This window comes from Microbacterium sp. (assembly GCF_031180975.1).
In the GTDB taxonomy this organism is placed as follows: Bacteria; Actinomycetota; Actinomycetes; order Actinomycetales; family Microbacteriaceae; genus Microbacterium.
The window spans coordinates 183,395-197,518 of record NZ_JAPSLI010000006.1; the positions used below are offsets into that span (position 1 = coordinate 183,395).

The 14,124-nt window shown below is 67.9% G+C and carries 11 protein-coding genes; 2 read left to right on the top strand and 9 right to left on the bottom strand.

All coding sequences use genetic code 11. From position 1 onward, the window contains the following. The 4 genes from RIF65_RS10390 to coaBC all read right to left on the bottom strand — a co-directional run bounded on the left by RIF65_RS10390 (position 1) and on the right by coaBC (position 5,725). Complete coding sequence (locus tag RIF65_RS10390) at positions 1–951, bottom strand: amino acid ABC transporter permease (RefSeq protein WP_309066914.1); 951 nt, start codon at positions 949–951, stop codon at positions 1–3. A 66-nt stretch (positions 952–1,017) separates the two neighbouring features. Next, positions 1,018–1,965 carry a transporter substrate-binding domain-containing protein gene (locus RIF65_RS10395; RefSeq protein ID WP_309066913.1) on the bottom strand — a complete coding sequence of 316 codons (948 nt, stop codon included), beginning with the start codon at positions 1,963–1,965 and terminating at the stop codon, positions 1,018–1,020. Between the two features lie 248 nt (positions 1,966–2,213). Further along, positions 2,214–4,427, bottom strand: a complete 2,214-nt coding sequence (locus RIF65_RS10400; RefSeq protein ID WP_309066912.1) for an ATP-dependent Clp protease ATP-binding subunit — start codon at positions 4,425–4,427, stop codon at positions 2,214–2,216. Between the two features lie 77 nt (positions 4,428–4,504). Beyond that, the gene (coaBC, locus tag RIF65_RS10405; protein ID WP_309066911.1) at positions 4,505–5,725 is read right to left on the bottom strand and encodes a bifunctional phosphopantothenoylcysteine decarboxylase/phosphopantothenate--cysteine ligase CoaBC; all 1,221 of its coding nucleotides are present in this window, start codon (positions 5,723–5,725) and stop codon (positions 4,505–4,507) included. A gap of 173 nt (positions 5,726–5,898) precedes the next feature. Between coaBC and RIF65_RS10410 the strand changes: the two genes are divergently transcribed. Together RIF65_RS10410 and RIF65_RS10415 are read left to right on the top strand one after the other, a co-directional pair. Beyond that, a complete protein-coding gene (locus RIF65_RS10410) occupies positions 5,899–7,401 on the top strand; it encodes a cation:dicarboxylate symporter family transporter (protein ID WP_309066910.1) in 1,503 nt (500 codons plus the stop codon). A 76-nt stretch (positions 7,402–7,477) separates the two neighbouring features. Next, positions 7,478–8,170, top strand: a complete 693-nt coding sequence (locus RIF65_RS10415) for an NRDE family protein (protein ID WP_309066909.1) — start codon at positions 7,478–7,480, stop codon at positions 8,168–8,170. A 9-nt stretch (positions 8,171–8,179) separates the two neighbouring features. On the opposite strand, the gene RIF65_RS10420 is transcribed toward RIF65_RS10415, so the two are convergent. The 5 genes from RIF65_RS10420 to RIF65_RS10440 form a co-directional block, all read right to left on the bottom strand. After that, a complete protein-coding gene (locus tag RIF65_RS10420) occupies positions 8,180–8,983 on the bottom strand; it encodes a GntR family transcriptional regulator (RefSeq protein ID WP_309066908.1) in 804 nt (267 codons plus the stop codon). 73 nt (positions 8,984–9,056) lie between these two features. Then, positions 9,057–10,259, bottom strand: coding sequence for an ABC transporter substrate-binding protein (locus RIF65_RS10425; protein WP_309066907.1), 1,203 nt, complete (start codon positions 10,257–10,259; stop codon positions 9,057–9,059). A gap of 31 nt (positions 10,260–10,290) precedes the next feature. Then, complete coding sequence (locus tag RIF65_RS10430; protein ID WP_309066906.1) at positions 10,291–11,127, bottom strand: inositol monophosphatase family protein; 837 nt, start codon at positions 11,125–11,127, stop codon at positions 10,291–10,293. Then, the gene (locus RIF65_RS10435; protein ID WP_309066905.1) at positions 11,124–12,221 is read right to left on the bottom strand and encodes an ABC transporter ATP-binding protein; all 1,098 of its coding nucleotides are present in this window, start codon (positions 12,219–12,221) and stop codon (positions 11,124–11,126) included. The genes RIF65_RS10430 and RIF65_RS10435 overlap by 4 nt, the downstream gene beginning before the upstream one ends. Before the next feature lie 5 nt (positions 12,222–12,226). Further along, on the bottom strand, positions 12,227–13,981 hold the full coding sequence (locus tag RIF65_RS10440) for an ABC transporter permease (protein WP_309066904.1): 1,755 nt from the start codon (positions 13,979–13,981) through the stop codon (positions 12,227–12,229). Positions 13,982–14,124 lie beyond the last annotated feature (143 nt).

Below are 14,124 nucleotides of genomic sequence, written 5' to 3' on the forward strand. Positions count from 1 at the left end.
TCACGCCCGCCGGAACGACAGGTTACGAAGGAACTTGGAGCGCAAGCTCGTGCGGCCCCCGCCGGTCTGATTGCGCTTGGCGAGTTCACGCTCGATGAAGTGCTGTCCGACGGAGGCGATCGAGACGATCGTGATGTACCAGGCGCAGGCGACGAGCAGGAGCTCGATCACGTAGTAGTTCTGGTTGTAGATGATCGTCACCTGGGTCAGCAACTCCGCGGCGGCGATGACCGAGACGATCGAGGTCGCCTTCAGCATCGAGATCGTCTGGTTGCCGAGCACCGGGATCAGCGACGGGACCGCCTGCGGAAGTATGATCCGCCGCATCGCCCGCAACGGGCTCATCCCCTGGGCAAGAGCGGCCTCGCGCTGCCCCGGGTCAACTCCGAGGATGGCCCCCCGGATGTACTCGGCCATGTAGGCGCCCTCGTTCAGCGTGAGCGCCAGCGCCGCACTGAAGAACGGAGTCATGATCTGGTTGGTGCTGATCGCCCACGGCCCGAACTGGAACGTCGGGATGAACAGCGCGAGGTTGAACGCGATGATCACCTGCACCAGCAGTGGCGTGCCGCGGAAGATCCAGATGTACACGTTCGCGAGGAGTCGAACGCCCTGGATGCGAGACATCTTCGAGAACGCGGCGACGATACCGAGGAGGGTGCCGAGCACCATCGAGATCACTGTCAGCACCAGGGTGAGCTTCACCCCCTCGATGACCTGAGGGGAGAACAGGAACTCGAAGAAGGCCGACCAGACGAGATTCGGGGAGTTGATGAAGCCGTACGCGAGCAGCGCCAGCAGGGCGAACCCGGCGATGGTGAGCAGTGCGCGGAACGGACGGAACTGGAAGGTGGTGTGCACGGGCGTGTCATCGTCCACGCCCGACACCGCCCCTTCGCGCCCCGCGTCGTGCGTCAGCCGGTCGGCTGCGGGTGGGTTCTCTACGTGCATCTTCTCGCCTCGCCTCTCTTCGTCGGGAGGTCGGTCTCTTCGATGGGTGAGCGCCGGGACGCCCGGTCACTCCGTGGCGGAGTTGACCTTCGGCGCGTCCCAGAGCCAGCTGTCCGGGTAGTCCCACTTCGCCATGATTTCCTGGTACTCCCCGTTGTCCATCAGCTCCTGGAGGGCAGCGACCACCGCGTCGCGGATGGAATCGTCGCCCTTCGGGGCAGCGAACGACGCCGGCATGTTGGCGATCCCGTAGGTGATCTTGTCACCCAAGGTCTCGAACTTATCGGTGTTGCCGGAGTGAACGCCGTCCCAGTTGTGCTTGAGGTTCAGCGCGAACACCGCACCGCCGGCGGTGACGTCGGCCCGGTCGGAATCCACGGCGAGCAGTGCCGCAGGTCGATCGGGGAACGTCAGAATCTCGATCTGCTCATCGGCGGCGCACTCCTCGCTGGAGTACGTCTTCCAGAACGTCTCATCCGTCGAGCCGACGACGAAGGCGGCCGTCTTCCCGCACATGTCCGGGAAGTCGTTGATCTCGGACGGGTTGCCCGACTTCACGATCAGGGTGCTGCCACCGCCGCCCATGTAGTTGATCATGTCGACGACCTTCTGGCGTTCGATCTTGTCCTGGAAGCCGCTGACGCCGAGGTCATAGCGACCGGACGCAACCCCGGTGATGATCGACGTGAACGCCGCCGCCTCCTGGCGGAACTCGACGCCGAGGAGCGGCTCCATCGCCTTGATGAGATCGTGCTCGATACCGGCCCATTTGGTGGTGTCGCCGTTGGGATGGTAGTTGGTGGGGGCTCCCCACTGGGAGTCGGTGGCGACGATGACATAGCCGCGCTCCTTGATCGCGGCGGGAACAAGGTCACTCAGCTCGGCTGCCGGCTTCTCCCCGGCAACCTCTGTGGCGTTCTCGCCCGACTTCGGCTCGGCAGCCGCACACCCTGAGAACATCAGAAGCGTGGCTGCGGCAGTCGCTGCGAGCGCGGTTCGCAGGTAGGTGTTCATGTCGAAACGATCTCCTTTGAACGTTTACGGTGGACTGCGGGTCAGTCCGTATACAGTCCAGTATGCGCCGACTTCTGGCGAATAGCAAGCAAAAGTTGCGAGGTATTCGTCCGACTTCGGGAGATAGTTTGAGACCCGCAGCTACATGAAATCGGGGCAAGGCGAATCACCCATCCCGCGTGACCGCGGATGCCGGGCTCAAGAAGACGGGTGCCGCTCCACCCACCCCCCGTCCTGCGCTCGCATCACTACTCGTCGAGCAGCTCGGCCTCGATCACGTCGTCCTCGTCGCCCGTCGCGCCCTGCGCACCCGGGCCGGCGCTGGTGAGCGCCAACCCTGAGCCGTCCACCGCGACATCCACCCGCACCGTGTCGCCATCGCGCACGTTGCCCGACAGCAGGGCGGTCGCCAATCGGTTCTGCACCTCACTCTGGATCAGTCGGCGTAGCGGGCGCGCACCGAACACGGGATCGTAGCCGCGCTCGGCCAGCCACGCCCTGGCATCCGGGGTGACGGCGAGGGTGAGCCGGCGGTCATGCAGGCGCCGCTGAAGCTGGTCGACGGCGAGTTCGACGATCTGCGCGAGGTCGTCCTCGCTCAGCGACGAGAACATGACGATGTCGTCGAGCCGGTTCAGGAACTCGGGACGGAACGACTGCCGCACCAATGCCATCACCGACTCGCGCTTCTGCTCGACCGACAGCGTCGGGTCGATGAGGATCGGCGAGCCGATGTTGCTGGTCAGCACCAGGATGACGTTGCTGAAGTCGACCGTGCGCCCCTGCCCGTCGGTGAGCCGCCCGTCGTCGAGCACCTGCAGCAGCACGTCGAACACCTCGGGGTGCGCCTTCTCCACCTCGTCGAGCAGCACGACGCTGTACGGGCGCCGCCGCACGGCCTCGGTGAGTTGGCCGCCCTGTTCGTAGCCGACGTAGCCCGGAGGGGCACCCACCAGCCGCGAGACGGAGTGCTTCTCGCCGTACTCCGACATGTCGATGCGCACCATGGCGTGCTCGTCGTCGAAGAGGAAGTCGGCCAGCGCCTTGGCGAGCTCCGTCTTGCCGACGCCGGTGGGGCCGAGGAACAGGAACGATCCGGTGGGGCGGCCGGGGTCGCTGATGCCGGCGCGCGAGCGCCGGACGGCATCCGACACCGCCTTGACGGCATCCTTCTGGCCGATCAGCCGCTTGCCCAGCTCGGACTCGAGATGCAGCAGCTTCTCGCTCTCGCCCTGCAGCAGCCGACCGATCGGGATGCCGGTCCACGCCGCGATCACGGCGGCGATGTCCTCGTCGGTGACCTGCTCGTTGACCATCCGGCCCTCGGTCGACGCCGAGGCCTCGGCCTGCTCCGCCTCGGCGATCTCGCGCTCGAGCCGCTTGATCGTCTCGTACTCGAGCTTGGATGCGGTGGTGTAGTCGGCGCGGCGCATGGCGAGGTCGCGCTGTGTGACCGCGTCGTCCAGCTGCTTCTTCAGCTCGCCGACCCGGTTCAGTCCCTGCCGCTCGCGCGCCCAGCGCTCCTCGAGGGCGGCCAGGTCGCGCTCCATCCCGGCCAGCTGCTCGCGCAGCGTCGCCAGGCGCTCCTTCGAGGCGTCGTCCTTCTCCTTCTTCAGCGCCAGCTCCTCGAGGCGCAGCCGGTCGACCTGGCGCTTGAGCTGATCGATCTCGACCGGCGACGAGTCGATCTCCATCTTCAGCCGCGACATCGCCTCGTCGACCAGGTCGATCGCCTTGTCGGGCAGCTGCCGCGCCGGCAGGTACCGGTTCGACAACGCGGCGGCAGCGACCAGCGCGCTGTCGGAGATGGTCACTCCGTGGTGCGCCTCGTAGCGGCCCTTGAGACCGCGCAGGATCGCGATGGTGTCCTCCACGCTCGGTTCGCCGACATACACCTGCTGGAACCGCCGCTCGAGCGCGGCGTCCTTCTCGATGAACTCCCGGTACTCGTTGAGCGTGGTGGCGCCGATCATGCGCAGCTCGCCGCGCGCCAGCATCGGCTTGAGCATGTTGGATGCCGCCACCGACCCCTCGCCGCCGCCGGCGCCCATGAGCACGTGCAGCTCGTCGATGAAGGTGATCACACGACCCTCCGACTCGGTGATCTCCTTGAGCACGCTCTTCAGCCGCTCCTCGAACTGCCCGCGGTACATCGCACCGGCGACGAGGGCGGAGATGTCCAGCGCGACGAGCTCCTTGTCCTTGAGGGATTCGGCGACGTCCCCCGCGACGATGCGCTGAGCCAGACCCTCGACCACCGCGGTCTTGCCGACACCGGGCTCGCCGATGAGCACCGGGTTGTTCTTGGTGCGCCGGGTGAGCACTTGACTCACCCGACGGATCTCGTTGTCGCGGCCGATCACCGGGTCGAGCTTGCCCTGCCGGGCGCGGTCGGTGAGGTTGATGCCGAACTGCTCGAGCGCGCTCTGCTGTTCTTCCTGCTGCTGTGCGGGGTTGACCATCTGCTCCTCCTGGGAGAACTCCTTCTGTCAAAACTTGAGTGAACCTGACTCAAGTTTACCAGCAGGAGGGGGCGATGTCAGCCCCGCGCGGCGATCACGGCGTCCCATACCGCGTCCGCCACCGCCCGCTTCGACCCCGACGCCCTGGCCAGCACGTCACCCCGGCCGCCGATCACCTGGGCGGTGTTGTCGGCCGACTCGAAGCCAAGCTCCCAGCCGACCTCGTTCACGACGAGCAGATCCACGCCCTTGCGCTCCCGCTTGCGGCGGGTGCGGTCGAGCAGGTCGTCTTCGTCGGCCGGGGTCTCGGCGGCGAAGGCCACGATGGTCTGACCCGGCCGGCGTGCGGCGGCCAGCCCGGCGACGATGTCGTCGTTCTCGACCAGCTCGATGCGCGTGAGCGGCCCGGCCTCCTTGGTGAGCTTGGCCTCGGCGACCTGCGCCGGGCGGTAGTCGGCGACGGCCGCCGCCATCACGACCACGTCGGCCTCAGCAGACTCCCGACGCATCGCCTCGCCGAGCTCGGCCGCCGTGCCGGCGTGCTCTATGCGCACGAGCGGATGCCGGACGGCGTCTTCCAGCACCCGCGTCTCGACGTGCGCGGCGACCAGCGCGACCTCCGCACCGCGATCCGCCGCCGCGAGGGCGAGCGCCACCCCCTGCCTCCCGCTGGAGCGGTTGCCGAGGAAGCGCACCGGGTCGATCGGCTCGCGCGTCCCACCGGCGGACACGGCGACGCGGAGCCCGGCGAGGTCGCCGGCACGGTCGCCGCTCCTGCCGATGGCGGTGAACGCCTGGGCGATGATGTCCTCCGGCTCCAGCATCCGCCCCGGGCCCGAATCGCCGCCGGTCAGCTCGCCGTCGGCGGGACCGGCGATCGTCACCCCGCGGTCCCGCAGGGCGGCGACGTTGGCCTGGGTGGCCGGATGCCGCCACATCTCGGTGTGCATGGCCGGGGCGATCACCACCGGCGCTGTGGTCGCGAGGAGCGTCGTGCCCAACAGGTCGTCAGCCAGACCCGCAGCCATCTTCGCGATCGTGTTGGCGGTCGCCGGCGCGACGATCACGAGCTCGGCCCGCTGCCCGAGAGCGACGTGGCGCACCTGGGCCACATCCTCGTGCACGCTCGTAGTGACCGGGTTGCGGCTGATCGACTCCCAGGTCGGCACACCGACGAAGCGCAGGGCGTCGGCGGTCGGAACGACCGTGACGTCGTGGCCCTCCTTGATGAGCATGCGCACGAGATGAACCGTCTTGTAGGCGGCGATGCCGCCTGTGACTCCGACCACGATGTTCACGGTTCCGATTCTGCCTCAGCGCGGACGACCTGCGGCGCGCTGTGTAGCAATTCCACGATACGGATTAAAGATTTGCTATTGCGGAATAATGCCTCTGCCGCCTACAGTTCCTACATGCCCTCGCCGAGCGGCATCCAGACTCAACTCGATGACGAGCAAGAGAGGTCTCCCCCATGAGGATCACGGATCCGTCCACCCCTACCGCCACCATCGGCGTCCCCGTCAAACGCCAGCCGTTCTACAAGTCGCTGTTCTTCCATCTCGCCATCGCGGTCGTCCTCGGCGTCGCGATCGGGCACTTCTTCCCCGACATCGGGGCCCAGCTCAAGCCGCTGGGCGACGGGTTCATCCGTCTGATCAAGATGATCATCGCCCCGCTGATCTTCCTGGTGATCGTCACCGGCATCACGGCCGTCGGCGACGTCAAGGCGGTCGGCCGGGTGGGCGTCAAGGCGCTCGTGTACTTCACCGCCGCCACCGGCTTCGCCCTCGTCTTCGGGCTCGTCGTCGCCAACCTGATCCAGCCGGGCAAGGGCCTCGACATCGATCCGGCCTCACTGAGCGAGGACGCCCTGGAGGGCAAGACCGGCGAGCCCAAGGGGGCCGCGGAGTTCCTGCTCGGCGTCATCCCCGAGAGCGTCGTCAATGCCTTCGCGACCAACTCGCTGCTGCAGGTGCTGTTCTTCGCCATCTTCTTCGGCGCCGCGATCATCGTCATCGGTCCGAAGCGCTGCGCGCCCATCCTCAGCCTGTTCGAGCTGGTGCTCGAGCTGATCTTCAAGATCATGGCCTGGATCATGCGCATCGCCCCGATCGGCGCCTTCGGCGCGATGGGCTTCATCATCGGCCAGTACGGCATCGAGACGCTCAGCACCTACGGCGTGCTGATACTGGCCTGCTACGGCGCCGCGATCGTCTTCATCGGCCTGCTGTTCCTGGTGGCGTGGCTCTTCGCCGGCGTGAACCTCTGGTCTTTCATCAAATACATCAAGGACGAGCTCCTGCTGGCGCTCGGCACCGCCTCCACCGAGGCGGTCATGCCCCGCATCATGACGAAGCTCACCAACGCCGGCTGCTCGCGCGCCACGGTGGGCCTGGTCGTGCCGACCGGCTACTCGTTCAACCTCGACGGCGCGGCGATCTACCTCTCCATCTCGCTGCTGTTCCTCGCCCAGGCGTTCGGCCACGATCTCAGCTTCGGCCAGCAGCTGGCCGCCCTCGGGATCCTCCTGCTCACGTCCAAGGGCATGGCCGGCGTTCCCGGCTCGAGCTTCCTCGCGCTGTCGGCCACCGCCGCCGCGCTCGGCATCTTCCCGGTCGCGGGCGTCGCGCTGCTGCTGGGCGCCGACCGCCTGATGGACTCGATGCGCGTGAGCGTGAACCTGCTGGGCAACTGCGTGGCGACGTTCGTGGTCGCGAACTGGGAGAAGCAGTTCGACCGCAAGGTGATGAAGGCCGCCTTCGCCGGCGCGATCACCAACGAGGACTCCGCGATCATGCTGGGCGCCGACGAGGAGTTCGAGCGCGTCAACGCCGAGCGGATCGCCCAGGGCAAGCCGCCGCTTCCCAAGTTCGGCGGCGGACCCTTCGAGGACGAATACCCCGAGATCCGGATGGTCGATGAGATCCGTCTCCACGACGGTGTCGTTCGGCCCGAGGCCGACCCGAAGCCCTGACCCGCATCGTCCCGCAGGCGCCGCTCCACCGTGTGGGGCGGCGCCTGCTCATGTGCATGAGCCTAGACTCGGCCGCGTGTGCACCGTTGTGATCGATGTCTCCCGCCCCACCCGTCTGCTCGCCGTGCGTGATGAGGATCCGCAGCGCGAGTGGGACGACATGGGCGTGTGGTGGCCGGAACACTACCCGGGCGTCACCGGCATCCGCGACCGCCGGGCCGGCGGCGCGTGGCTCGCCCTCGACCCGGCCAGCCGCCGCCTTGCGGTGCTGCTGAACCGGGCGGACGTACTGGACCTGCCCGAGCGCGAGGTGGTCTCGCGCGGTGCGCTGGTGCTGGAGTCGGTCGCCGGCCGCTCGCCCGAGCCGCCGCTGCGCACGCACGGCTTCAATCTGCTGGAGGTGTCGCCGGAGCGTGCCAGAGTCCTGTCGTGGGACGGGGCCGAGCTCACCGAGACGCCTGTCGTCGACGGGGTGCACATGATCGCGCACGACGGCCTCGACGACCCCGCCACCGCGCGCATCGCCGCCTGGCTGCCGCGGTTCCGCGCCGAGCACCCGTCGAGCGACGACCCGGACTGGTCGGCGCGCTGGCTCGACTTGCTCGCCGAGAGCGGCTCGCTCTCCCCCGACGACGACCGCGCGATCATCCGCGACAACCACGCGCACGGGTACCCGACCATGTCGCTGCTGTACTGCGTCGCCGCCGTGTCGGATGCCGGGGCGGTCGCCCGCTCGTACACCCTCGCTCGACCGGGCCAGTGGAGCTGACCCGGACCGCTAGCCGGGCGGGCTCGGGTCGTGGTGGTCGACCACTCCGTACAGGCGGTGGTTCACCGGGTGGTAGGTGTTGCGCCCGGCCGAGAACAGCCGCTCGCCGTGGAACCCGCGGCGCACCTCCTGCAGCACCGGCGTGCCCGCAGGCAGCCGCATGAACTCGGCGAGCTCCTGACCGAGCGACTGCGCGCTGATGTCGTACTCCACGCGGTCCATCGTCCAGCCGTTCTCGTGCAGCAGCGCGTCCAGGCTGTTCGTGGTGAGGTCACGCCGCTCAAAGCAGAGCGCTTCGGGCAGGAGATAGGTCTCGAGCCCGGCGATGGGGGTGTCGTTCGCGTAGCGCTCGCGGACGATGCGCAGCAGCGGCGTGCCGACCGGGAACCCGGTGAGCGCGGCGACCTGGTCGTCCGCGATCACCGGCTCGAACTCGGTCACCACTGAACGCGGCTGACGATGGCTCAGCGCGATCGCCTGGAAGATGGTGTGCGAGGTCTCGGGGCGATAGCCGATCGCCGGCGACTGCTCCACTCGCGTCCCGCTGCCCTGCACCCGCGACACGATCCGGCGCTGCTCGAGGTCGTCCATGGCGCGGCGCAGGGTGGAGCGCGCGACGCCGAAGCCCTCGCAGAACTGCTGCTCGGTAGGCAGGGTGTCGCCGGGGATGACGATGCCACGGCGGATGGCGTTCTCGAGCTGGTCGATCACCTGTACGTAGCGCGGTGCCCTGCTGGTGGCGGGGATAGCACGGAACACTTCGTCGAAGTGGATCCGACGCGGGGGCCGCGTCACCTCCGATTGTCCGGCCATTCTCCGGAGTCTAGTGCGGAAGGGGGTGCCCCACTCCGAGTGCAGCACCCCCCTGGCCCCCGGCATCAGCGACTCACCGGCTGCTGCGCCAGAAGTCCAACCATTCCGAGATGCTCGAGAAGTCGTCGCTGAGGTACTCAGTGCTGTACGGCTGCAGCTTGCCCTCGTCGGCCAGCGCGAGCAGACCGTGGCGGTCTTCGGCCGGCTTCACGTCCGGCGAGAACGAGGCCTTGCCGTCGGGCATGACGAACTCCATCCCCTCCTGCGAGGTGGCGAAGTGGATGTAGAGCTTGGCCGCGTTCGGGCTGTCGGTGTTCGAGGCGTACGCCATCGACTGCGGAACGGTCCAGCCTGCATACGGCTCGAGGTCGGTGCAGACGGCCTGGGCGTAGCCCTTGTCCTCGTTGTTGCGGTACTTCGAGCCCGGGATGAGGGCGATGGCGGGGTCGGGCTGCCCCTCGCCGCCGACAGCGTCGGAGGGCGCCTCGGCGTCCTTGCCGACGATCGGGGAGTTCTGCGCGAACCGCTTGAGCCACTCGTGGACGGCCGACTCCTCGTCGGTGTCGATCTCCTCGCCGAACTGCGCCTCGTAGGCATCGGCGAATTCGTCGTCGTGGTCACGTGCCGACTGGTTCCAGCCGATCGGGTAGGTCGCGAACTTCTCCGGGTCGGGCAGCGCGACGCGTCCCTTCCAGTCCGGCTCCGTGAGCTCCCACACGTTCTCAACGGGGCAGCCGTCGGGGAAGGCGGCGGCGTTGTAGGTCCACACGTACGTCTCGTACAGGTTGAGGAAGGGGTAGCGCGCCTCCTCAGGGAGCTTGTCGTACATGTCGCCCGGCACCCAGTTGGTGAGGAGGCCGTCCTCGATGAGCGAGTACACGCCGGCGACCTCGGCGGATGCCAGCACGTCTCCGATGACGTTGCCCGACTTCCCCTCTGTGCGGACCTTCTCGATCACGTTGGTCTCGATCTTCACGCCGGTGGCCTCGATGCCGTACTTCGCCGTGAATGCCTCCGCGATCTGGACGACCTTGCCGGTCTGGTCGTAGATGGTGATCGGGCCCTCCTTCTTCGCCGCGGCGACGAGCTTCTCCAGGTCGAAGCCGTCGGCGGTCTCGTCGGGTGCCAGGGAGACCTTCGGCTTCGCGTCCTCCACGGGCTTGCCGCCGGCGGCGCCGGGAGGGGCGCAGGCCGCCAGGGCGACGGCGGTGAGCGCGAGGCCCGCGAACGCACCGGCGCGCCGCGGACGAGGCATGGTCAGGGATGTGGATCGCATGATGGGTTCCTTCGTTTCGGGTGGGTGATGTTCAGGCCAGAGCCCCGGCGGCCGGCCGGGTCTGCAGTCTCATGAGGGTGTCCAGCAACGGGAAGTCGGCGCCTGCCACCGTGCCGCAGTAGTTGGCGTTGAGGTGGTCGGCCCGGCGCGGCAGCTCCTCGCCGCCGCCGTAGGACCGGTAGACGCCGCCCGCGCGGCGCAGGATGAGGGAGGGCGCGGCGACGTCCCACGGGTGGATGCCGAAGCCGAAGGCGGCATCCGCCCAGCCGGCCGCCACATGGCAGATGGCGATCGCGGCGCTGCCGAGGTCGCGGACATGCGAGTACGTGTCCTGCAGTCGCGCGAGGGTCTCGAGCTTCTCCTCCCGGTCGCGCTGCAGGTCCTTGGCCGGAGGGAAGGTCGCGAGCACGGTCGCACGGTCCGGTGCGGTCATGCCCTCCGCGCGCAGGGGAGCGCCGTTCAGGAAGGCGCCGCGGGAGTCCGCCCGGAAGACGTGCCCGGCGATGGGGTCGAAGACCACTCCCGCCACCACCTCGTCGGCGACCACGGCCGCGATGCACACCCCCCAGAGCGCGATGCCCCTGGCGAAGTTCGAGGTCCCGTCGATCGGGTCGATGTACCAGGTGAGGTCGCCCCCGCCGGTCTCGCCGTCCTCCTCGCCCACGATCCTCGAGCCCGGGGACCGCGCCCCGATCACCTCACGGGCGCGGATCTCGCTGCGGCGGTCGTACTCGGTGACGAAGTCGTGCAGGCTGCTCTTCGCCTGGAACTCGAGGCCGGGCGTGCGGAAGCCCTGCGCGGCCACGGCACCGGCTTCGCGAGCCGCCTCCTCTGCGATGTCGGCCAGCTCGATCGATGCGTCGATCATGCGGATGCCACCTCCATGCGGCGCCCCTGACGGTCGAACACGTGCAGCGCGGGGCCGGCCACGCTGAGCACGACCCGATCTCCCGGCCGAGCCGCGCTCTGCACCGACGAGGTGGTGTACACCCGCCGACCGGCGATGCGCACCTCGGTGATCCAGCTTCCGCCGGTGGGCATCACGGAGTCGACGACACCGTGCATCACCAGATCGCCTGCGCGCAGCTCGTCCCCGGGGGCGTGGATGCGCACGGACTCCGGCCGGATGCCGAGCGAGCCGAGCCGGGCGGGGTCGACGCGCCGCGAGAGGTACGCGTGCGCCTCCACGGCGTCGTCGGCAACCGGGTCCAGCTCGAAGAAGTTGATCGGCGGCACTCCGAGGAAGTTGGCCACGAACCGGTTCGCGGGGCGGTCGTAGATGTCCAGCGGGGTGCCGACCTGCTGCAGCTCGCCGTCGAACATGACGGCCACCCTGGTGGCCAGCGTCATCGCCTCCCACTGGTCGTGCGTGACGAAGACGATGGTCGAGTTCGTCTCCTCGTGGATGCGCTTCAGCTCGGCCCGCATCTCCAGCCGCAGCCGCGAGTCGAGGTTCGACAGCGGTTCGTCGAGCAGCATGGTGTGCGGCTGCACCGCCAGCATCCGGGCCAGCGCCACGCGCTGCTGCTGCCCGCCGGACATCTGCGCGGGGTAGCGGTCGCCGTACTTCGTGATGCTCAGCGACTCGAGCACCTCGGCGATGCGCTTGTCCCTCGTCGCCTTGTCGAGCTTCTTCAGCTTGAGACCGTAGTCGATGTTGTCGGCGACGGTGAGGTGGGGCCAGAGCGCGTAGTTCTGGAACACCATGCCGAGATCGCGCGCCTCCGGAGCCACGAACCGACGGGCGGCGGGGTCGTCGACGACGCGGTCGCCGATCGTGATCGAGCCGGCGGTCGCGTTCTCGAGGCCGGCGATCATGCGGATCGTGGTCGTCTTGCCGCACCCGGAGGGGCCGAGCAGGCACATGAAGTCGCCGTCCTCGATGGTCAGATCGAGACCGTCGACCGCGTTGGCCGCGCCGCCGTAGCTCTTGGCCACGTCGTTGAGAGTGATCGTTGGCATGGTTCTCAGGCTCCTAGTCCGCGAGAGAGATCGGTTTTCATGACCTTCTGCACCGTGTAGGTGCCGGCGAAGGCCAGGGCCGACACGATGAGCACGACCCCGTTGCCGGCCTGCGAGTAGCCGAGGTCGAGCAGTCGGATCGACAGAGTGGTGAGGACGTCGAGGCCGGGCACTGTGAGGATGATCACCAGGCTCAGGCTCTTGATGCCGGAGATGAAGGCCATCACCATCGCCACCGCGACGGCGCTCTTCTGCACCGGCAGCACGATGGTGCGGAATCGGTGGAACCAGCCGGCGCCGGCGACCCTGGCGGCCTCCTCGGTCTCGCTGCCGAGCTGCATCATGGCCGAGATGCCGGAGCGGGATGCGAACGGCATCTGCTCGGTGAAGTAGATGATCACCAGCAGCAATGCGGTGCCGTACAGCGCCGGGATGGGCCCGCGCTGCTCGCCGAACAGTGCCATGTACGCGGTGGCGAAGGCGATGCCGGGCACGAGGTAGGGGAGGAAGAGCATCTGCCGGAGCCCTCCGGAGATGGCGCGGGAGTCGGACCGCACGACGACGTATCCGGCGAGCAGGCCGACGATGCCGGCGAGCACCGACGAGGACCCCACGATCCAGAAGCTGTTCCACGTCGCCTGCCAGACGTCGGAGTTCAGCAGGATGCCGTTCGGGAAGCCCAGGGTGTCGAGGTCGGTGCCGACCCACCAGTCCAGCGTGAAGTTGGACGGGGAGAAGTCGCCGGGGCGTCGCATCAGGGTCGACAGGATCAGCACGAGCAGCGGAACTGCGACGCTCACCAGGAACAGCACGCCGCAGGCGAGGGTCGTCAGCGGACGAGCGTGCTTGAGGTCGACCACGGTGCCGGCGCTGCCGCTCTTGCCCGTGATCGTGACGAAGCGCTTGGCCTCCTTCACGAAGTGCACGTCCACCCACAGCGAGATGGCTCCGATCAGCACGATGACGGCGGCGATCACCGCGGCGGCGCCGCTCTGGTTGCTGTAGATGCTGCGGTAGAGGCTGGTCGCGAGGACGTTCATGTTGATCGGCAGGCCCAGTACATACGCCACGCCGAACTCGCCGATGACCTTGGCGAGGATGAGGGTGATCGCCGAGATGATCGCCGGCCGCAGGATGGGCAGCACGATGCTGAACGCCGTGCGCACCTTCGACGCACCGAGGATCTGCGACGATTCCTCGAGTGTGGAGTCGAAGCGCTTCAGCGCATTGCCGACGAGGAGGATCACGAACGGCGTGAAGTGCATCACGAAGATGAGGATGATCGGCACGTGCCCGTAGGCGAGCCAGTCGGGAACGCGCACGCCCATCGCTTCGAGCCATCCCACCTGGCCGCCCGCGGTACGGTTCTTGAACAGTGTGAGCCAGGCGAGGGCGAACGTCCACGACGGCAGCATGTACGGCACGATGAGCGCCGTCGCGAACCAGCGGCGTCCCCACGTGTTGGTCCGCACCAGCAGCCAGGCGATGCTGAGACCCAGCGCCAGCGCGAGCACGATGCTCACCCCGGCGATGACGAGGGTGTTGATCAGCGGCTCCCAGAAGATGGCTGCCGCCTGCGGCGACACGAATACCCGCCAGAAGTAGTACGACGTGAGCGTGCCCTCGGGCTGCTGCGTGATGTCCTCGTCGGGCTCGCCGACCATGACACTCTCGGCGAGCAGTGCCACGATCGGGATCACGATCAGGTAGCCGAACAGCACCAGACCGAGCAGGCCGATCGCATTGGTCGGATTGGCCATGAGATCGCGGAGCCGCTGGCTCAGGGGACGGCGGGGTCGCCGAGGACGCCGCCGTGCAGGGCTGTCCCCGTCCGTGGGCGCCGGCGTGAGGATGTTTGTCGTCAAGACGTCCTCGTCTCTGTCCTGATCAATTGGTATCTAAA

What these genes read in the sequence shown, in the direction of transcription:
- RIF65_RS10390 (WP_309066914.1), bottom strand. Translation starts at nt 951, where the DNA reads ATGCACGTAGAGAACCCACCCGCAGCCGACCGGCTGACGCACGACGCG.
- RIF65_RS10395 (WP_309066913.1), bottom strand. Translation starts at nt 1,965, where the DNA reads ATGAACACCTACCTGCGAACCGCGCTCGCAGCGACTGCCGCAGCCACG.
- RIF65_RS10400 (WP_309066912.1), bottom strand. Translation starts at nt 4,427, where the DNA reads ATGGTCAACCCCGCACAGCAGCAGGAAGAACAGCAGAGCGCGCTCGAG.
- RIF65_RS10410 (WP_309066910.1), top strand. Translation starts at nt 5,899, where the DNA reads ATGAGGATCACGGATCCGTCCACCCCTACCGCCACCATCGGCGTCCCC.
- RIF65_RS10420 (WP_309066908.1), bottom strand. Translation starts at nt 8,983, where the DNA reads ATGGCCGGACAATCGGAGGTGACGCGGCCCCCGCGTCGGATCCACTTC.
- RIF65_RS10425 (WP_309066907.1), bottom strand. Translation starts at nt 10,259, where the DNA reads ATGCGATCCACATCCCTGACCATGCCTCGTCCGCGGCGCGCCGGTGCG.
- RIF65_RS10430 (WP_309066906.1), bottom strand. Translation starts at nt 11,127, where the DNA reads ATGATCGACGCATCGATCGAGCTGGCCGACATCGCAGAGGAGGCGGCT.
- RIF65_RS10435 (WP_309066905.1), bottom strand. Translation starts at nt 12,221, where the DNA reads ATGCCAACGATCACTCTCAACGACGTGGCCAAGAGCTACGGCGGCGCG.
- RIF65_RS10440 (WP_309066904.1), bottom strand. Translation starts at nt 13,981, where the DNA reads ATGGCCAATCCGACCAATGCGATCGGCCTGCTCGGTCTGGTGCTGTTC.